19 protein-coding genes are annotated in these 19,040 nt (G+C 47.6%); 18 read left to right on the top strand and 1 reads right to left on the bottom strand.

The window, feature by feature from the left end; genetic code table 11:
* The first annotated feature begins 2 nt into the window (after nt 1–2).
* The 12 genes from J2Z34_RS05170 to J2Z34_RS05115 all read left to right on the top strand — a co-directional run bounded on the left by J2Z34_RS05170 (nt 3) and on the right by J2Z34_RS05115 (nt 12,601).
* Entirely contained in the window at nt 3–875 is an 873-nt protein-coding gene (locus J2Z34_RS05170; RefSeq protein ID WP_209458799.1) for a CHAD domain-containing protein, read from the top strand.
* A gap of 37 nt (nt 876–912) precedes the next feature.
* On the top strand, nt 913–3,081 hold the full coding sequence (gene priA / locus J2Z34_RS05165; RefSeq protein ID WP_209458798.1) for a primosomal protein N': 2,169 nt from the start codon (nt 913–915) through the stop codon (nt 3,079–3,081).
* A 14-nt stretch (nt 3,082–3,095) separates the two neighbouring features.
* Nucleotides 3,096–3,572: a peptide deformylase gene (gene def / locus J2Z34_RS05160; protein ID WP_209458797.1), complete on the top strand. Its 477-nt coding sequence runs from the start codon at nt 3,096–3,098 to the stop codon at nt 3,570–3,572.
* Between the two features lies 1 nt (nt 3,573).
* On the top strand, nt 3,574–4,506 hold the full coding sequence (gene fmt, locus J2Z34_RS05155) for a methionyl-tRNA formyltransferase (RefSeq protein WP_209458796.1): 933 nt from the start codon (nt 3,574–3,576) through the stop codon (nt 4,504–4,506).
* A 14-nt stretch (nt 4,507–4,520) separates the two neighbouring features.
* Nucleotides 4,521–5,201, top strand: coding sequence for a zinc metallopeptidase (locus J2Z34_RS05150; protein WP_209458795.1), 681 nt, complete (start codon nt 4,521–4,523; stop codon nt 5,199–5,201).
* A 3-nt stretch (nt 5,202–5,204) separates the two neighbouring features.
* Nucleotides 5,205–6,533, top strand: a complete 1,329-nt coding sequence (gene rsmB / locus J2Z34_RS05145; RefSeq protein ID WP_342453108.1) for a 16S rRNA (cytosine(967)-C(5))-methyltransferase RsmB — start codon at nt 5,205–5,207, stop codon at nt 6,531–6,533.
* 94 nt (nt 6,534–6,627) lie between these two features.
* A complete protein-coding gene (gene rlmN / locus J2Z34_RS05140; RefSeq protein ID WP_209458793.1) occupies nt 6,628–7,653 on the top strand; it encodes a dual-specificity RNA methyltransferase RlmN in 1,026 nt (341 codons plus the stop codon).
* A 15-nt stretch (nt 7,654–7,668) separates the two neighbouring features.
* Entirely contained in the window at nt 7,669–8,388 is a 720-nt protein-coding gene (locus J2Z34_RS05135; protein WP_209458792.1) for a Stp1/IreP family PP2C-type Ser/Thr phosphatase, read from the top strand.
* Nucleotides 8,385–10,295 (top strand): Stk1 family PASTA domain-containing Ser/Thr kinase, encoded by a 1,911-nt coding sequence (gene pknB, locus J2Z34_RS05130; RefSeq protein WP_209458791.1) that lies wholly within the window; start codon nt 8,385–8,387, stop codon nt 10,293–10,295. Before J2Z34_RS05135 ends, pknB begins: the two co-directional genes overlap by 4 nt.
* 166 nt (nt 10,296–10,461) lie before the next feature.
* Nucleotides 10,462–11,331 (top strand): ribosome small subunit-dependent GTPase A, encoded by an 870-nt coding sequence (gene rsgA, locus J2Z34_RS05125; protein WP_209458833.1) that lies wholly within the window; start codon nt 10,462–10,464, stop codon nt 11,329–11,331.
* Nucleotides 11,319–11,972 (top strand): ribulose-phosphate 3-epimerase, encoded by a 654-nt coding sequence (rpe, locus tag J2Z34_RS05120; protein WP_209458790.1) that lies wholly within the window; start codon nt 11,319–11,321, stop codon nt 11,970–11,972. Before rsgA ends, rpe begins: the two co-directional genes overlap by 13 nt.
* Nucleotides 11,969–12,601 (top strand): thiamine diphosphokinase, encoded by a 633-nt coding sequence (locus tag J2Z34_RS05115; RefSeq protein WP_209458789.1) that lies wholly within the window; start codon nt 11,969–11,971, stop codon nt 12,599–12,601. Before rpe ends, J2Z34_RS05115 begins: the two co-directional genes overlap by 4 nt.
* Nucleotides 12,602–12,679: 78 nt before the next feature.
* On the opposite strand, the gene rpmB is transcribed toward J2Z34_RS05115, so the two are convergent.
* Nucleotides 12,680–12,871 carry a 50S ribosomal protein L28 gene (gene rpmB / locus J2Z34_RS05110; RefSeq protein WP_082447540.1) on the bottom strand — a complete coding sequence of 64 codons (192 nt, stop codon included), beginning with the start codon at nt 12,869–12,871 and terminating at the stop codon, nt 12,680–12,682.
* Nucleotides 12,872–13,121: 250 nt separating this feature from the next.
* Between rpmB and J2Z34_RS05105 the strand changes: the two genes are divergently transcribed.
* From J2Z34_RS05105 to J2Z34_RS05080, 6 genes are all read left to right on the top strand, one after another.
* Nucleotides 13,122–13,469, top strand: coding sequence for an Asp23/Gls24 family envelope stress response protein (locus J2Z34_RS05105; protein ID WP_209458788.1), 348 nt, complete (start codon nt 13,122–13,124; stop codon nt 13,467–13,469).
* 174 nt (nt 13,470–13,643) lie between these two features.
* Nucleotides 13,644–15,284, top strand: a complete 1,641-nt coding sequence (locus tag J2Z34_RS05100) for a DAK2 domain-containing protein (RefSeq protein WP_209458787.1) — start codon at nt 13,644–13,646, stop codon at nt 15,282–15,284.
* Nucleotides 15,285–15,331: 47 nt separating this feature from the next.
* Nucleotides 15,332–17,353: an ATP-dependent DNA helicase RecG gene (recG, locus tag J2Z34_RS05095; RefSeq protein WP_209458786.1), complete on the top strand. Its 2,022-nt coding sequence runs from the start codon at nt 15,332–15,334 to the stop codon at nt 17,351–17,353.
* 12 nt (nt 17,354–17,365) lie between these two features.
* Nucleotides 17,366–17,959, top strand: coding sequence for a 16S rRNA (guanine(966)-N(2))-methyltransferase RsmD (gene rsmD / locus J2Z34_RS05090; protein WP_209458785.1), 594 nt, complete (start codon nt 17,366–17,368; stop codon nt 17,957–17,959).
* Nucleotides 17,956–18,447, top strand: coding sequence for a pantetheine-phosphate adenylyltransferase (coaD, locus tag J2Z34_RS05085; RefSeq protein ID WP_209458784.1), 492 nt, complete (start codon nt 17,956–17,958; stop codon nt 18,445–18,447). The genes rsmD and coaD overlap by 4 nt, the downstream gene beginning before the upstream one ends.
* 1 nt (nt 18,448) lies before the next feature.
* Complete coding sequence (locus J2Z34_RS05080; protein ID WP_209458783.1) at nt 18,449–19,006, top strand: ATPase; 558 nt, start codon at nt 18,449–18,451, stop codon at nt 19,004–19,006.
* Nucleotides 19,007–19,040 lie beyond the last annotated feature (34 nt).

Here is a 19,040-nt window from a genome sequence, read left to right as displayed (position 1 = left end):
GAATGAAGGCGTATAGGGTTGCAGCCCAGGCTTCATCAGGTATGGCAGCATTAAGGTGCGAGGATGCATATGTTTCACTGATCAAAAGAACTTTGGAAAGGCTGAACACAGATATTACAAGGCACTTTGCAGATTCAGAGGATCCTGAACCTGTGCATGATGCGAGAGTGGATATCAGGGTCCTTACCTCCATACTCTATTTGTTCTATCCTCTGTTCAATGGCTCCGATTTTGAATCTGCTGATGAAATGCTCAAGGATGCCATAAGTGCTTTCGGTGAAAAGCGTGAGGCTGACATGCTTATAAAATCATTGAAGGATTATGCAGAGAAAAATCCGGACCACAAGGACAGTGCCAACGACACAATCATGAAGATCGAAGCAGGATCAATGTCTGGAAAAGAAGACAGGGAACTGATCCTGAAAAGAGTGAAGAAGCTTGGGAATATGGTGGTATCACTGAAGCTGACGGATGAAGCGAAGGACCATGGGAATTTCGAATCATTTGCAAAGCTCAGGTTAAGCAGCATGATCGAGGAACTCAGGGAAGAAGCAGGCAAAAGCTTTGGGAAAAAGCGCAGTATACATAAGTACAGGATTGCTGTAAAGAAGGCACTATACAGTCTGGAGCTTGCAGAGGAAGAGCGCGACTTTGGAGGTGCCGTCTGGCGTGCACGTCTGAAGGCTGTTCAGGATATAGCCGGCAGCATTCATGATGCCGAGGTCAACATGAAGCTTGTCGGGGATTATGGCATTGAGGATAAGATTTTCAATGAGGGTTTTGAAGATTTTCTCGAAGAGAAGATTTCAGAAGGTCGGGAAAGATTCATGTTCCTGATGGATGAAATTAGAGAAATGGAAACGGATATTGGTTGAAGAATCGGAGCAATGAGACAGTTGAGGGGGTGAGCGAATGGGATTCGCCGGGGTAGTTGTAAACAACGAATCGCAGGCCATGGACAGGATTTTTACATACAGGATACCGGATAAAATGAATATATCCGTTGGAAGCCGGGTGAAGGTACCGTTCGGAGCATCCAACAGGAAGCTTGACGGATTTGTTGTTGGGATCATGCCTGAAGCAGATGTCAGGGGAATCAAGGATGTCTCATCGGTACTTCCGGGAACTCTTTTTGACAGCTGGTCTGTTGAAGTAGTGGAGGAGATGAGGAAAAGATACCTCTGCACATATCTTGAAGGCATAAGGCTTTTCATTCCGGTTGGGACCCTCAAGGGTGCTGATTTCAAGACCGAGGAAAAGCTGTATCCGAGTATCGCCCTTTCAGGAAAGCTGGACAAGGAGCCATATATTTCAATAGCCGACCTTATTGGAAAGAATCCTGGGAAATTCATAAGGGCCGACATCTCCCGGATGGGCTTTTCAACAAGCTCCCTTAATACACTCATCAGGCATGGTGTGATCGAGGTGTCTTCAGTCAGGAGCAGCAGGCATGATGTCAGGGATTATGAAAACTATGCTGCGCCTAAGCTTAACAAGGAGCAGACCAGCGCCTCCGATACGATAATGGCGAGGCCGGGGACATATCTTGTACACGGTATAACAGGTAGCGGAAAGACCGAAGTTTTCATGGATGTCATAAAGAGGATGCTTAAGGAAAACAAGGACAGCATAGTTCTCGTGCCTGAGATAAGCCTCACTCCCCAGATGATCGAGAGGTTCAAGGGAAGGTTCGGGAAGGATATTTCGATATTCCATTCCAGGCTTTCCGAAGGTGAAAGGTTCGATGAATGGCACAGGGTTAAGAATGGCGAGGTAAAGATAGCAGTAGGTGCAAGGTCAGCACTTTTCCTGCCGTTCAGGGACCTGGGTCTCATAGTTGTTGATGAGGAGCATGAGACATCCTACAAGTCGGAAATGAGCCCAAAGTATTCTGCTGTGGAAATGGCTGAATTCATGATGATGAGAAAAGGCGGGAGACTTGTACTCGCATCTGCGACGCCTTCAATTAACAGCTATCATAGGGCTGTATCTGGTGAAATAGGGCTGATAACCCTGGATAAAAGGGCAACCAGAGGTACCCTTCCACAAATGACTACGGTGGATATGAGGGATGAGCTCAAAGCAGGGAACAGGACCATGTTCTCAAGGGTACTGAGGGGCGAGATTGAAAAGGCGCTGGAATCCAAAGAACAGGTAATACTGTTCCTGAACAGGAGAGGTTATTCGACATTCGTATCCTGCCGCTCATGCGGACATGTGTTCAATTGCCCCAACTGCAGCGTAAGCCTCACATATCATACCTCCAGGGACCTCTCCTGCCATCATTGCGGCTATAGGCAGGCTCTTCCGGAAACCTGTCCATCCTGTTCAAGCAAATACATAAAGCAGTTCGGAACAGGTACTGAGAAGGTAGAGGAGATGGTAAAGAAGGAGTTTCCCGGAGCAAGGGTAGTAAGGATGGACAGGGACACAGCAAAGAACAAGTCAGACTACGAGGATATGTACAATTCCTTCAAGAACAGCGAAGGGGACATTCTGATAGGAACACAGATGATCACCAAGGGTCTTGATTTCCGGAATGTGACGCTGGTTGGCATAATCGCTGCAGACCTCTCACTGAACCTTCCTGATTTCAGGTCAGGTGAGAGGACATTCCAGCTCATAACCCAGGTTGCAGGCAGGGCAGGACGTCATGACAAGCCGGGAAAAGTGGTGATCCAGAGCTACACGCCGGAGGACCCCTCCATAGTGAGCGCAAAGGAGCATGACTACAAGGGCTTCTACAGGCGTGAAATCGCAGCAAGGGAAATGATGAACAATCCACCGTTTTCAAGGATCATGTCGATTGTTCAAAGTTCTGAGGATGAAGCCCTGTTAATAAAAAATATACAAACAATCGGAACTGAATTAAGAAAATTTTTATTTGGCTGTGATAAAATCATCATGTTAGGTCCAAGCCCCTGCCTTATCTCCAAGATAAAGCAGAACCACAGATGGCAGATACTGCTCAAAGGTGAACTGGACCCGGATATTGCAAGAAGAATAAAGGACCTTGTGCTCGAGAAGAGCGTGAGGGATGTCAGGACAAGCATAGACCTTGATCCGACAAGCATGCTATGACAAGGAGATAAGATATGGCACTAAGAACTATAAGGACAGTAGGGGACGATGTCCTCAGAAAGACAGCCAAGCCTGTGGCTGAGATAACACCAAGAATAAAGACTTTGATCAAGGACATGTTTGACACCATGGTCCATGAGGATGGGGTCGGACTTGCCGCACCTCAGGTCGGAATCCTCAAGAGGATTTTCGTGATTGGACTGGAAGAAAAGAGATATGTATTCATAAACCCTGAAATCCTTCAGATGGAGGGTGAGTACCTTGACTATGAGGGCTGCCTTTCGGTTCCTGGCGAATCCGGTGTGGTCAAGAGACCAAGGTTTGTAAAGGTAAAGGCCCTGAACGAGGACGGGGAGGAGTTCACTCTGGAAGCTTCCATGCTTCTTGCCCGGGCTATCTGCCACGAGAATGACCACCTCAACGGAAGCCTGTTCACGGATAAGCTTGAGGATGTTCCTGAGGATTTCGAGCCTGAAGAGGAGACGGTGTAATTTGGACATAATTTTCATGGGAACTCCTGATTTTTCGGTGCCTTCACTGTCTGCGCTGGACGAAAGACATGGAGTGAAGCTGGTTGTAGCTCAGCCTGACAAGGAGAAGGGACGAGGAAAGAAGGTTCTGTTTCCGCCTGTAAAGGACGAAGCACTTAAGAGAGGCATCCGGGTAATCCAGCCATCAAAGCTGCGGACCGATAGGGATGCGATAGAAGAGATGAGGTCCCTGAAGCCTGATTTCATAGTTGTTGTAGCATATGGACAGATACTGAGCGAGGAAGTGCTTTCGATACCGAAGTACGGATGCATCAATCTGCATGCATCGCTTCTTCCGAAGCTTAGAGGAGCAGCACCAATAAACTGGGCAATCATAGAAGGCCATGAAAAGACAGGAAATACTACGATGCTTATGGAAAAGGGACTTGATACAGGACCGATGCTCCTGAAGGATGAGGTTGCCATAGGAGAAACAATGACAGCCGGTGAGCTTCATGACCTTCTGAGTAAAAGGGGTGCGGACCTGCTGCTGAGGACGATCGATGGAATCGCTGCAGGCACAATAAGGCCTGAAGCGCAGGACCATGATTCCCATACCTATGCTCCCATGCTTAAGAAAGAAACCGGACTGATCGACTGGACTAAGGATGCAGCGGAGATAGAGAGGCTGATCCGTGGCCTTGCCCCTTCACCGGGAGCATATTCCTTCATAGGAGACGACCAGGTGAAGCTTTTGGAGGCTAAGGTCATTAAGGAGACCACTGGCAAACCGGGAGCGATAATAGAGGTCTCCAAGGCTGGACTTCTGGTGTCCACAGGAAATGGATCACTTAGCATACAGAAGGTCCAGTATCCGAACAAAAAGCCTATGGCCATCAGGGATTTCCTTAACGGAAACAAGATTGATGCGACTGAATTCAAGGGAGGTTTGTAATAGTGTATTATCCGATGTATGGATTTGATTCTTCGATGCTGATTCTTCTTCCGGCGATACTTATCGCCATGTATGCACAGAACAAGGTGAGGTCCACCTATGCCCAGTACTCAAGGGTTGCCAACAGGAGCGGAATGACCGGAAGCGATGCTGCAAGGCTGATCCTGGACAAGGCAGGCCTTTATGAGGTTCCGATTGAACAGGTTGCAGGAAACCTGACCGACCATTACGACCCGAGGAGCAAGAAGCTTAGGCTTTCCCAGGGTGTATACAGTTCGAACTCAATAGCTGCACTTGGAATAGCTGCCCATGAAGTAGGGCATGCAATTCAGGACCAGCAGGAGTATCTGCCGATGAAAATAAGAGGAGCTTTGGTTCCTGTCGCCTCAATCGGAGGAAACTTCGGATTCGGCATATTCATACTTGGTCTCTTTCTGTCAATACCCGTATTTCAGACCATAGGAATAGTTCTGTTCTCAGCAACTGTATTTTTCCAGCTTGTAACCCTTCCTGTGGAATTCAATGCGTCTAGCAGGGCCATGGCTGTCCTTGAAGGATACAGCATACTGGAGAGCGATGAACTCGGAAAAGCCAGGCAGGTATTGAATGCGGCTGCACTTACATACATTGCGGCTGCACTTTCCGGAATAGCCAACCTTGCAAGGCTCCTTGTACTTCGAAACAGGAGAAGATAAAAGGTGGTTGCAAAAGCGAGAACGGTCGCACTTGAGACTTTGATGAAAATTTTGAATGAAGGGGCATATTCAAACATCGCTTTGGATAATGCCCTTTCTTCAGTGAACCTGAAAGACGATGACAAGGCACTTGCCACCGAGCTGGTCTATGGAACCCTTAAGAGGCTTGTGACGATAGATGATATGATTGGCAGAAACTCGACGACTCCAATGAAGAAGATAGAGGACAGGGTCCTTGGTATATTGAGGATGTCTGTATATCAGCTCAAGTACCTGGACAGGATACCAGACTATGCCATCGTAAGCGACGCTGTTGAGCTTGCAAGGGAGTGGAACCCAAGGGTTTCAGGATTTGTGAATGCGGTGCTGAGAAGCATTTCCAGGGATGATACTGTTCCCAGATTCCGGTCAAAGCTTGAAAAGATGGCGTACGAAGAGTCATTTCCGTTATGGATGGTCATGCACTTCAGCAGAAACTACAAGTCAAGGACCCTGGAGATACTTGAAGGTCTGAATGAAAGGCCTGCAGTGACATATCGGGTGAACACACTCAGGATTACAAGGGAGGATGCTCTCACTGAGCTTCAAAAGGATGGGTTCAGTGCGGAGCCGACAGCCGTATCCCCGTTCGGAATAATAATTTCCGGCGGTGGTTCAGTAGCTGCAAACAGGTTATTTTCTGAAGGCTTCCTAACTGTCCAGGATGAAAGCTCGATGCTTGCCGCTCCACTGCTTGAGCCTGTGGAAGGCGGTACCTACCTTGACCTGTGCAGCGCTCCCGGAGGTAAAGCCACTCATATAGCAGAGCTCTCAGGAGACAGGGCAAGGGTACTTGCATATGACATATACGAGGCCAAGATAAGGACAATCATGGAGAATGCAGCAAGGCTCAAGCTTAAGGGCATAGAGGCCGGACTGCACGATGCTGGTGAGCCCATGCCTGAGTTCTTCGGTATAGGCTCGGTTCTACTTGACGCACCATGCTCGGGCCTGGGTATAATCAGAAAGAAGCCTGACATAAAGCATACGAAGACGCAGGAGGAGCTGGATGGACTTCCAGAACTCCAGAGAAGGCTTATGGATGTCGCGAAGCTGTATGTGAAGACCGGTGGATCACTGGTTTATTCGACGTGTACCCTGAATCCTTCAGAGAATGAGGATAACGTAAGGTGGTTCCTTGAAAACAATCCTGATTTCGAGGCAAAAAGGATTCAGCTTGGGGACCATCCTAACCTGATATACTCTGAGGAAGGTTTCGTGACTGTGCTTCCTTCTGGTACCATGGATGGATTTTTCCTGTCAAAGCTTGTAAGGAGAACTTCCAAATCTTAAAATATTCCTATGATTTCCTTTAGGCTGCAGTGTTTTTCAGTATCTGCAGCGATTTATGATATAATCTTTGGAGAACTAAACAAGAGGTGTTTTTTTGGACAATATATTCGACTGGAGCTATGATGAACTGAAGGAATGGTTCAAAGGCAGAGGTGAAGGCTCATTCAGGGCAAAGCAGTTACTTGACTACCTTTATAAGGGAGCTGAATCCTTCGAGGATATGAAGAACCTTAACGGCTCATCGATAGAGAAGCTGAAGGAAGCGTTTGTCATATACGTTCCTCAGGTCATCGACAAGAGGGTATCGAAGGATGGGACAGTGAAGATGCTTCTTGCACTTTCGGACGGCAATATCATCGAAACCGTCGTGATGAAGTACGTGTACGGCTACTCAGTATGCGTGTCATCTCAGGTCGGCTGTGCCATGGGCTGCTCCTTCTGTGCTTCCACAAAGGGTGGAATGGTGAGGAACCTTCTGCCGGGTGAGATACTCGGGCAGGTTTTGGCAGCCTCGAAGGAAGCCGGAGAAAGGATGTCACACATAGTACTTATGGGAAGCGGCGAGCCGCTCGACAATTTTGAAAATGTCCTGAAATTCCTTGAGCTTGTCAACATGAAAGAAGGGCTTGGCCTTTCTCACAGGAACATAACCCTTTCGACATGCGGCTTGGTGGACAAAATAAGGGAACTTGCAGACATGAAGCTGCAGATAACCCTTGCCATATCCCTCCATGCCGTAACTGACGACAAGAGGCGAGAGATCATGCCGATAGCCAGGCGCTGGTCCATTGCGGAGATACTTGATTCTGTCAGATACTACATGGACACGACAGGAAGAAGGGTAAGCTTCGAATACTCACTGGTCAACGGTGTCAACGACAGCCTGGAGGATGCATATGCGCTCGCGGCCCTGCTCAGAGGGATGAAGACGCATGTCAATCTGATTCCGGTAAACGTAATTAAGGAGATGCTTTTCAGGCCTTCTCAGAACAAGGCTGTGGAAAGCTTCAGGAATGCCCTTGATTCAAGGGGAATAGAAGCCACAGTAAGAAGAGAAATGGGTTCAGACATAGATGCTGCATGCGGACAGCTCAGAAGAAGCTATCTTGATGGCATGTAGGACAGGAGACAGCACATGGTAGATTTGATTTCCGATATAGGTAACATCAGAAAACTGAATGAAGACAGTGCCGGCTGGCTTGAGGGTGATGGATTCGCGCTTTTCGTCGTATGCGACGGAATGGGCGGGCACAATGCCGGAGAAGTGGCCAGCGAAATGGCGTTAAATACCATAAGGGAGGCTTTCGGAAGCGGTCTTTCCGCATTACCGGACCAGCAGCTGAGAAAGGCTGTAGAATCCGCCAACAGGGCTATTTACAGCATGTCAGGCACGGATAATCACCTTAAGGGTATGGGCACCACGGTATCAGCAGTACTTTCAGAGCATGGAAGGATTCATGTCGCTCATGTGGGTGACAGCTCTCTATTCAGGATAAGGGAGCATTCCATAACCAAGCTTACCAAGGACCATTCACTGGTACAGGCGCTTGTGGACATGGGCACCATAACTGCTGAAGAGGCAAAGCACCATTCCAACAAGAACATAATAACAAGGGCAGTAGGAACCAACGAGGAAGTGGAAATCGACCTGCAAACGCTAAAGTCGAATCCTGGCGACATATACCTTCTCTGCACCGATGGGCTCACTGACTACATCTCCGAGGAAGAGATCCTCGAGATCAGCGAAAAGGGCGAGAACGGGAATAGCCTCAAGCATCTGGTTTCAACAGCAAAGGAAAGAGGCGGCAAGGATAACATAACTCTTTTGGTATTTGGAGGAGAAGCAGTAAAATGATAGGAAAAATACTTGGCAACCGTTACGAAATCGTGGAGAAGATCGCCCAGGGCGGTATGTCTACCGTATACAAGGCCCTGGACACGAAGCTGAACAGATATGATGCTGTCAAAGTGCTCAAGGAAGAATTTATCTCGAACAGGGAGATTCTTGACAGGTTCAAGCAGGAAGCCAATGCCGTGGCTTTCCTTTCGCATCCCAACATAGTCAACATTTACAATGTGGGAAGCGAGGATGATATCCACTACATAGTAATGGAATACGTCAGGGGAAAGACCCTTAAACAGATCATAAGGGAAAAAGGCAAGCTCTCCAACGATGAGATACTGGACTACTCGATGCAGATCGGAAGAGCCCTTGAATGCGCGCACAACAACAACATAATCCACAGGGACATAAAGCCGCAAAACATAATGATAACCGGAGATAACCTGGTTAAGGTCACTGATTTCGGTATAGCAAAGCATTCTGATTCAAACACAATCACCCACTCAGGCAAGATATTCGGTTCAGCGCACTACTTCTCGCCTGAACAGGCGAGGGGCAACCTGACCGACAGACGATCAGATATCTACTCATTGGGCATAGTCATGTTTGAAATGGCGACAGGGGCAGTACCATTTGATGCTGAGAGCCCTATAACCATAGCACTGAAGCACATGCAGGAGGACATCAAGCCTCCGAAGACTGTTAATCCTCTTCTGGCGGAAGGGCTTAACAGAGTCATACTCAAGGCAACAGCAAAGGATCCAATAGCAAGATATCAGAAGATAGAGGAATTCCTAGTTGACCTAAGGACTGTAAAGGCCGGCGAGAACATCGAATCAGCAGCCACGTTCAGTGGTGAAACTCAGGTGATGTCTGCAGTAAAGCCTAAGAGAGATCCGCTTGAGGACGACATATTTGATGATGAAAAGCCAACAGGAAAGAATAAGACAGCACTCATAGTGGGCCTTGTGATGGTGGTATTCCTGACTCTGGGAGCACTTCTCGGGCAATTCGTATTCGGGGGAGGCACCAAGAACCCCACAACAGTTGTTGATGAAAACACCAAGGTTCCGGTAATTGTCGGAATGTTGAAGGACAATGCCGAGGATACGATTATAGATGCCGGCCTGGTCATGCAGGTAGGGTCTACAGAGAATTCTGACCTTCCTGAGGGGACTGTCCTCAGGTCGCTGCCAGGCGAAGGAGAAAGCGTCAAGAAGGGCTCGACTGTACAAGTTGTTCTAAGTGCAGGTCAGGTAATACTGAAGGTTCCTGATATCATAAACATGACTCTTGAATCTGCAGAGACCCTTCTTGCAAACAATAACTTCATTAAGGGCACAGTGACTGAAGAATACAGCGATACCGTTCCGCAGGGTCAGATAATAAGCCAGGAGCCGCTGGCTTTGACAGACATGCCAAAGGGCAGCCCGGTTAATATTGTGATATCGAAGGGACCTGAGTTACAGATTTCAAAGGTGCCAAACCTATTGTCGCTCTCGGAAACTGAAGCCAGAAGTATTCTCGAGTCCGTAAAGCTTGAGCTTGGATCGGTAACCAAACAGCCTACCGGGGACAAGAAGCTTGATGGTTCCATAAAGGCTCAGGAAATACCTGAGAACACTGAAGTCAAGCAGGGCTCTAAGGTGAATGTGACCGTATATGAATACAGGGAGGTCCTGATTGGAGACTTTACAGGAATGACTGTGGCAGCATACGAATCTGAACTGGAATCATTGGGGCTGAAGGTTGTTCTTGGCGGAGACACATTGCGGACTGACAACGTGGTGGATGTGAACCCGAATGTCGGCAGGGCAGTTCCATACGGAAGCACTGTGGAGATCCTTGGTGAACCGGAACCGGAGCCAATACCCGAGCCAACGTCTGCACCAACAACAGCACCAACAACCCAGCCATAAATAAATTTTTTCAAATCAGCCCTTCGGGGCTTTTTTGATTTGTGCAGACATGATTGAAAGGCTGATGACATATAAATTGTGGAATAAAGATTAATTGAAGGATATAATTAAGGAAGGGGCAATAAGGCCAAGAGGCAATGCCCAAATAAATCACGGGACCGGTGCCATGGAAGGATTGATTATAAAGGGAATAGGCGGCTTCTACTACGTAAGCACTGAAGGCGGAGTAGTCGAATGCAAAGCCAAGGGAATATTCAGGCTGAGGAATGTGACCCCGATGGTAGGAGACAAGGTTGTCATCGAGGTTGAGAGGGATTCGAATGTGATCTCTGAGATACTTCCGAGGTCATCGGAGCTTGAAAGGCCGATGGTTGCTAATGTAACCCAGGCTTTTGTGGTGTCAGCCATGAGGAATCCTGATATCAACGAGGAGCTTCTTATGAAGTTCATTGTCATGCTCGAAAAGTCCAACATAACTCCAGTACTTGTGTTCAACAAGGTAGACTTGTCCTATCAGGGTCAGATGAAAGAGCTTACGGACCTTTTCATGGGTACCGGCTACAGGCTGCTTTTCATCGGTGCCAAGGAAGGAAAAGACTTTGACGTTATCCTGAAGGAACTTACAGGAAACATAACTGTGTTCTGCGGACCGTCGGGAGCCGGCAAATCGACCATGCTGAACCGTATACTGGGGAAGGAGCATATGGAGACAGGAGTCGTATCTGAAAGGCTCAAAAGGGGCAAGCACACCACAAGGCACAGCGAGCTTGTAAATGTTAATGACGGCTTTGTTGTGGATACACCGGGGTTCTCATCTATCGAGCTTTCGATGGAAACTGAAGAGCTCAAGGACTATTTCCCTGAATTCCACGAGCATGAGGGGAACTGCAGGTTCACCGGATGTTCCCACAACAAGGAGCCGGGCTGCAGTGTAAAGGATGCGGTGGGCAAGACAATTTCCGAGAAAAGGTATTACTACTATCTTAGATTTCTGAATGAACTTATGGAGGTAAACAAGAAAAAATGGTCAAGATAGCACCATCATTATTATCAGCAGACTTTGCCAACCTGGGACGGGACATTGAGGTAACAGAGACAGCCGGGGCTGACTGGATCCATATAGATGTCATGGACGGCTCTTTCGTCCCAAACATCAGCTTCGGACTGCCAGTAATCAAGGCGATAAGACCACTTACCAAGCTCACATTTGATGTACACCTTATGATCAGGGAGCCTTCGAATTTCTTCGAGGCCTTCGCGGAAGCGGGAGCGGACCTGATAAATTTCCACTATGAAGCTGAGACTCATATAGACAGGGCGATACAAAGGATAAAGGGACTTGGGGTAATGGCAGGCATAACGCTTAATCCGGCAACTCCTGTTTCGGTTCTGAAGCATATTCTGCCTGAACTCGACCTTGTTCTTATTATGTCAGTGAATCCAGGGTTCGGTGGTCAGTCATTCATTCCATATTCGCTCGATAAGGTGAGGGAGCTCAGGCAAATGGCAGACGTGCTCAACCCTTCGCTTATGATCGAGATAGACGGGGGAATTGGCGAGAACAACATCAGGGCAGCTGCCGAGGCAGGTGCAGATGTCATCGTGGCAGGATCTGCTGTCTACAGGAACAATGAGATATCAGAGAACATGATGAAGCTGAGGAAAGCCCTCAGATGAAGGCTCTTATAGTCTCAGGGGGGAAAAGCCCTGGAAAGGACCTCTTCATCTCGTATCTGAAGCCAGGTGATGTAATAATTGCGGCTGACCGGGGAGGAGAATTCCTAAAGGAAATTGGGGTAATGCCTGATGTGCTGCTCGGTGATTTCGACTCGCTCAGTGAGGAAACACTGGAGTTCTTTCAGGGCAGGTGTGAAATCCAGAAGTTTGATGCTGTCAAGGATTTTACGGACACTGAAGCGGCATATCTGAAGGCAAGGGAATATTCCCCTGATTCATACCTTTTCTTCGGATGCACCGGAGTGAGGCTCGATCACTTCCTGGGAAACCTTGGACTTCTTGAAGAGGCCCTCAGTGAAGGGAAGGAAGCTTTCATAATCGACGGCAACAACATGATAAGCATGATCAGCAGACCGGGAACCATCATCCGCGATTTCGGGGACTTCATCTCATTCCAGGCCTTCAGGGGCGATGTGGAAGGCTTTACGATCAAAGGGGCAAGATATCCTCTTAATGACTACAGGCTCAGGATGGGGGATCCCAGGACCGTCTCGAACGAGTTTGAAGGGGAGACCATCGAAGTTTCCTTCAAAAGCGGGATTGTGATTGTAATGAAGTCAAGGGACTGAAAAAAAACGGACGTTAGAAAACCCAGGGAACTTAATCCCTGGGTTTTCTAACGGATGATTTATCCTGTCAATCTTTAATTATATCGCACGCTCAACCTTGCCAGAACGCAAGCATCTTGTACATACGACAACTCTCTGTGGAGTTCCGTCGACAATAGCTCTAACCTTCTGTAGATTTGGGGCCCACTTTCTAAGTGACTGCCTGTGTGAGTGTGAGTAAGATTTTCCTGATATGACACCCTTGTTGCATACTTCGCATACTCTTGCCATCAGATTTACACCTCCTCCATGAGAGTTTATGAAATCGAAAACTAATATCCCGATTGGAACAAATAACATTCTAACATAACGGTGGACTTGAATGCAACATAATTTTCGTGTACATTCAGGATACTTAGGATAAACGCTCAATAATAATATTCAGACTGTTGAGGTTATCCTGCGTGTACATTAGCTTATCTTGAAGTTACAATGAAAATATAATATTATATAAGATGAATTCAGTCAAGGAGGGAGTAAATTGATAGGATTAACCAACAGCAACGGCAACATAACCTACTCAGACGAGGTGATCGCCAAGATAGTCGGTCTTTCCACTATGGAATGCTATGGTGTCGTGGGCATGGCCTCCAAGAATACAGCTGACGGACTTTGGGAGCTGATCAAGATAGAGCACCTGAACAAGGGCGTCAAGATAAACTACAAGAACAACGAGCTTTCCATTGATCTGTTTGTAGTGGTAGAGTATGGAACCAAGATTTCAGTAATCGCCGGAAACATCATACAGAAGGTAAGGTACAACGTAGAGAACCATACCGGACTCAAGGTTGCGAATATCACAGTAAATATTGAGGGTATAAGGTTCTAAGTCCAATTCTTAAATAAACCTGACTTTTCAGGTATTTCTATTCAAATATGGCCTATTATGGAAGAATATGATTCTTGGACTTAAGGTTGAAGCAGAAAACAATATTGATATAAAGAGATTTGTAAAAGCTGGACATTCCCTATGTTGTCCATTTTTACGGGAGGTTATTTTCAGATGAAATACAGCAAGATCAATGGACAGCAATTCATAAGCATGGTACTGAACGCCAGTGCGAAGCTGGAGGATGAGAAGGCATATGTCGATTCTCTCAATGTCTTTCCAGTACCTGACGGAGATACCGGTACTAACATGTCCATGACATTCCGGGCAGCAGTCAGGGAGGTTGAAGGGCACAAGTCCACGAATATCGGTGAAGTATCGAAGACCCTTGCAAAGGGTGCCCTTATGGGAGCCAGAGGGAATTCAGGAGTAATACTATCTCAGATATTCAGAGGAATTGCAAAAGGCCTCGAGGGCAAAGATGAAGTCAATCCGTTCGAGCTGACGCTGAGCTTCATAGAGGGCTCCAAATCGGCTTACAGGGCAGTCATGAGACCAACCGAGGGAACTATCCTGACAGTCATCAGAGAGGTCGGAGAAAAGGCTGTGGAGCTGCACACGGATGACTGTACCGAACTCATGAGGAATATAGTGGAGATTTCCAAAGACACACTTGAAAGGACACCCGAGATGCTTCCCCAGCTGAAGGCAGCGAAGGTTGTGGATTCTGGCGGAATGGGGCTTGTAATAATACTCCAGGGAATGTACGAAGCGCTTTCAGGTGAGATGACCGAGAGAAAGTCAGAAGACAAGGCTCCTGCAGAGAGCTACGTGGCAGCCAGAGACACCCATACCGAGATAACCTTCGGATACTGTACCGAGTTCATAATACTGGCTGAGCCTGACAATGGCGCTTTCAGGGAGTATCTTGAAACCATGGGAGACTCGATCGTATATGTCGGTTATGATGACATCATTAAGGTCCATATTCATACGGATGAACCAGGACTTGTGCTTGCAGAGGCTGGCAAGCTGGGCGAGCTCACCAAGATAAAGATCGAGAACATGAGGGAACAGCACAGGAACCTCCAGGATGTTCCCGAGACATTGGGTCATGGCGAGAATCTTATTGCTGAGGAAAATATAGTCGCTGAAGCCAAGAAGTATGCCTTCATTTCGGTTTCAGTAGGTGAGGGACTCAAGGCTGCGTTCCTTGACCTTGGTGCAGATGTGATCATAGAAGGCGGACAGACCATGAACCCTTCGACAGAGGATATAGTGAAGGCAGTGGAAAGCCTGAATGCAGAACATATCTTCATTCTGCCGAACAACAAGAATATAATCATGGCGGCGAACCAGGCTAAGGAAATTTCCCACAAGGACGTTCATGTCATCGGAACAAAGACGATTCCGCAGGGTATAACCGCACTGACGGCATTCAATCCTGAATCGGAGCTTGATGCGAACATCAGATCAATGACAGGCAGCCTTTCAGAAGTGAAGTCAGGTTCGGTCACTTACGCTGTGAGGGATACCGAGATTGATGGAATCGAAATCAGGCAGGGAGATTACCTGGGACTTCTTGACAACAAGATTGTCGAGGTCGAAAGGGATCTGTACCAGCTCACTGAAGACCTGATCGGCAGGATGGTTGACGAGCATAGTTCAGCTCTTACAGTATTCTACGGCAGCGACGCTGCTGAAGAGGACGTTCAGGTGTTCATGGAAAAGCTTGAAGAAAAGTATGGAGACCTTGATGTGATGAGCCTGGCTGGAAAGCAGCCACTCTACTACTTCATAATCTCTGTAGAGTAATTAAGTACAAGGAAGGCAGAAGCCTTCCTTCTTTGCATGGAGGAAACATGGAAGTTCATGACTCGGTGATCACGCTTAAGGGCGTCGGTGAAAAAACTGCTGAAAAGCTTGAAGAAATGGGAATCAGGACAATACTTGACCTGCTTCTGTATTTTCCGAGAGGTTATGATAAACTTTTTGATGCATGCGAATCGGTGTTCAACGGACAGGACAAATCAGTAGTCGAAGCCCAGCTGATAAAAATCGGCAGACCCGTGAAGCTGAGGAAGGGACTTGCCATGGTGAGTGCCACATTCAGCTCTGAGTTTGGTGATATCAGGGCAACTTGGTTCAATATGCCTTATATTTCCGGAAACTATAGTGCGAGCACTTCCTACCATCTGGCAGGTAAATTCGTAAGGAAGGGAAAAGGCCTTGAGGTCGTGAATCCCTCCTCCGTAAGGGAGATTGTGGATATAACACCAATATATCCTCAGAAGGAGGGTGTTACAGGAACCCTTATAAGGAAGCTGCTGAGGCAGGTGCTTGATTCCGTTATAATCAACGAGAACCTTCCAAGGGAGATACTCATTGAGGAGAACCTGATGGAGCTGGATAAGGCTGTAAGGGCTGTCCATTTCCCGGGTGATGACAAGGACCTTTCTGAAGCTCTCGAAAGGCTCAGATTCCAGGAGATGTTCTCATATTCCCTGAAGATCATGATTGCGAGAAATAGAAGGAAGGATGCAGCAAACGGCATACCCTTCAGGATGAGCGGAAGACTAACCGAATTCAAGGAAAGCATGCCTTATGAACTGACAAGGGCGCAGTCAAGGTGCATACGTGAAATCCTTCTTGACGAGAAGAAACCGTACCCGATGAACAGGCTTCTTCAGGGCGATGTAGGATCAGGCAAGACCATAGTGGCCCTTACTGCTCTTTTCAACGTTGTCGAGAACGGATACCAGGGTGCCCTCATGGTACCTACCGAAATACTTGCAACCCAGCACAAGGAGGAGGCCGAATCCCTTCTTTCAAGGTTCGGAACGAGGATCGAGGTCCTTACCGGTTCGACGAAAAGGAAGGAAGCGGATAGGATTAAGAAGGACCTTGCGGAGGGTATTCCAATGATCATAATCGGTACACATGCTCTGCTTGAGGAGAGTGTGTCAATGCCTAAGCTTGGACTCGCAGTTACCGATGAGCAGCACAGGTTCGGAGTGAACCAGCGGGCAAAGCTAATTGGAAAAGGCCAGGAGATTGACGTGCTTGTAATGTCTGCAACTCCGATTCCAAGGACCATGGCCCTGGCTCTTTATTCTGATCTTGATGTGTCGACAATCGACGAGCTGCCACCGGGACGAAAGAACATAAGAACCATGCTGTTTCCTGAAGAGAAAAGGAAGCAGTGCTACAGCAAGGTGATCGAGGAGATAAAAAATGGCAGACAGGCGTATATCGTAACGCCACTCATCGAAGAGGACTCTGAGCTTGAGGCAAGCTCCGTGGAAGGGCTCTTCACCGAACTGTCGGAAGGGATGATGAAGGGCATACCCATGGGTATGCTTCATGGCAGAATGAAGGGTGCAGAAAAGGACAAGGCCATGAGAGCATTCAAGGATGGAGAGCTGAAGGCACTTGTATCCACAACTGTCATCGAAGTCGGGGTCAATGTCGGCAACGCTACAGTAATGCTCATAGAGAATGCGGAACGGTTCGGACTTGCCCAGCTGCATCAGCTGAGGGGAAGGGTCGGAAGAGGTGAGCACCAGTCATGGTGTCTGATGGTTTCAAAGATGAACTCTGAAGAGACGAGGACCAGGCTGGAGACGCTTGCAAAAAGCAATGACGGCTTCTTTATAGCTGAGGAGGACATGAAACAGCGTGGAACCGGCCAGCTTTTTGGAGTAAGCCAGTCCGGGGGGTCAGGGCTCTCAATTTCCGACCTCGCAAGGGACTACTCCATTTTTACAAGGGCAGGCAAGTTTGCTGCCAGGGTCTTCCATGAGGAGACCGATGAATACAAAAGGGTTAAAGCAGAATTTACACGGATGCTTGAGGATTCCATGGAATTCATCTGCCTTAACTGACAGGAGGAATAAATGAGGATAATTGCAGGAAGCGCGAAGGGCAGAAAGCTTCTGTCTCCGCTCAATCAGGGAAGAGTTACCGAGAAGGGCGACATCAATGCCACGAGGCCAACACTTGACAGGATCAAGGAGTCGATGTTCAGCATCATCAGCGGGAAAATTCAGGATGCAAGGGTACTAGACATGTTTTCCGGTACGGGAAGCCTAGGCCTGGAAAGCATAAGCCGAGGTGCCGGCAGTGCTGTAATGGTCGAAAAATCCAGGGAAACCTATGATATACTTAGTAAGAACATAGAAAATCTCGGATTTTCCGGAAAATCCACCGCCATTCTCTCAGATTCATATGAATATTGTAAAAAAGCAGGGTATAAGGGCGATGTTTTTGATATAATATTTGTGGACCCTCCGTATCTGAACAATATGGTGAAAACATCAGTCCTGCTGATTGAGGAGCTTGGTCTTCTTTCAAGTCAGGGAGTGATAGTATCCAAATATGATATATCTGAAGAAATATTCGAACCGGAAGCAGGTCTCGAATTAGTGGACAGGAGAAAGTACGGCAAGACAGTCCTTGCCTTCTACCAGCATCGAAAGGAGCATGTATGATAACAGCCGTATACCCAGGCAGCTTCGATCCCGTTACAAACGGTCACCTTGACATCATGCAAAGATCCGCGAGGGTCTTTGACAGAGTTATTGTCGCTGTACTTAACAACATCGACAAGAGGTGCATGTTCACAGTAGAAGAAAGATTGGCGATGATACAGAAAGTTGTCGGCAATTATGATAATATTGAAGTGAAGAGTTTTGAAGGGCTGCTTGTGGATTTCCTCGAAGTAGAGGGAGCTGATGTCATAGTCAAGGGACTTAGGGGAGTCGCTGATTTCGACTACGAGATGCAGATGGCCCACACGAACATGAAGCTTTCACAGGATATTGAGACAGTGCTGCTGATGACAGATCCATGCAATTCATACATCAGCTCTTCCAATATAAAGCAGATCGTGCATTTTGGGGGAGATATCAGGGGCCTTGTGCCTGATGTGCTTCTGGACGAAATATATGCCAAGGAAAGAAAAAACAGGGGGATTTGACATGAATGAAAGCTATGAGGTAACTTCAAAGAAAATCGAGATAACCAGCCTTGTGGAGGTTCTTCAGGAAATTGTGGAGGACGGACAGAAGGTCTTCTTCAGCAAGAAGGTCATGGTAGACAAGGATGAGCTCACATCCGTACTGGATGAGCTTACACAGGCGCTGCCTGAAGACCTGAGGACAGCCCAGTGGGTGCTTTCTGAAAAGGACAGGATACTTAACGAGGCAAGGAGTGAATACGAAAGGTCCAAGGCTGAAGTGGCTGAGCTGATGAAAGCGAAGCTGGACAACCATGACCTGGTCAAGGAAGCTGAAGTCAGAGCTAAGGAGATAATCGCAAAGGCCCAGTCTGATGCTAAGATGGTAAGGCTGTCTGCAAGGGACTACGCCGACAATCTTCTTACAGACCTCGAGAAGGAGCTCCAGTCAAAGAACAGCGAGATGATGGTAAACCTGAAGAAGCTGTTCGAAGGGTTCATATCTGACTACAACAGGGACATAACAGGAACTGCGGCAGTTGTCAGGGAAAACATCAAGGAACTCAGGGAAATGAAATAGACAGCAGGAAGGCTCGCAAACATCCAAGTATGGA

This window comes from Youngiibacter multivorans (genome assembly GCF_017873395.1).
GTDB lineage: Bacteria > Bacillota > Clostridia > Clostridiales > Clostridiaceae > Youngiibacter > Youngiibacter multivorans.
Note: the sequence above shows the minus strand (reverse complement) of the source record. Positions and strands in the feature narration are given on the sequence as shown.

Coding starts and splice junctions, on each gene's coding strand:
- J2Z34_RS05135 (WP_209458792.1), top strand. CDS start 7,669: ATGGTAGATTTGATTTCCGATATAGGTAACATCAGAAAACTGAATGAA.
- priA (WP_209458798.1), top strand. CDS start 913: ATGGGATTCGCCGGGGTAGTTGTAAACAACGAATCGCAGGCCATGGAC.
- rpmB (WP_082447540.1), bottom strand. CDS start 12,871: ATGGCAAGAGTATGCGAAGTATGCAACAAGGGTGTCATATCAGGAAAA.
- J2Z34_RS05100 (WP_209458787.1), top strand. CDS start 13,644: ATGAAATACAGCAAGATCAATGGACAGCAATTCATAAGCATGGTACTG.
- J2Z34_RS05170 (WP_209458799.1), top strand. CDS start 3: ATGAAGGCGTATAGGGTTGCAGCCCAGGCTTCATCAGGTATGGCAGCA.
- J2Z34_RS05115 (WP_209458789.1), top strand. CDS start 11,969: ATGAAGGCTCTTATAGTCTCAGGGGGGAAAAGCCCTGGAAAGGACCTC.
- rsgA (WP_209458833.1), top strand. CDS start 10,462: ATGGAAGGATTGATTATAAAGGGAATAGGCGGCTTCTACTACGTAAGC.
- recG (WP_209458786.1), top strand. CDS start 15,332: ATGGAAGTTCATGACTCGGTGATCACGCTTAAGGGCGTCGGTGAAAAA.
- pknB (WP_209458791.1), top strand. CDS start 8,385: ATGATAGGAAAAATACTTGGCAACCGTTACGAAATCGTGGAGAAGATC.
- rsmD (WP_209458785.1), top strand. CDS start 17,366: ATGAGGATAATTGCAGGAAGCGCGAAGGGCAGAAAGCTTCTGTCTCCG.
- rpe (WP_209458790.1), top strand. CDS start 11,319: ATGGTCAAGATAGCACCATCATTATTATCAGCAGACTTTGCCAACCTG.
- J2Z34_RS05150 (WP_209458795.1), top strand. CDS start 4,521: ATGTATGGATTTGATTCTTCGATGCTGATTCTTCTTCCGGCGATACTT.
- def (WP_209458797.1), top strand. CDS start 3,096: ATGGCACTAAGAACTATAAGGACAGTAGGGGACGATGTCCTCAGAAAG.
- coaD (WP_209458784.1), top strand. CDS start 17,956: ATGATAACAGCCGTATACCCAGGCAGCTTCGATCCCGTTACAAACGGT.
- J2Z34_RS05080 (WP_209458783.1), top strand. CDS start 18,449: ATGAATGAAAGCTATGAGGTAACTTCAAAGAAAATCGAGATAACCAGC.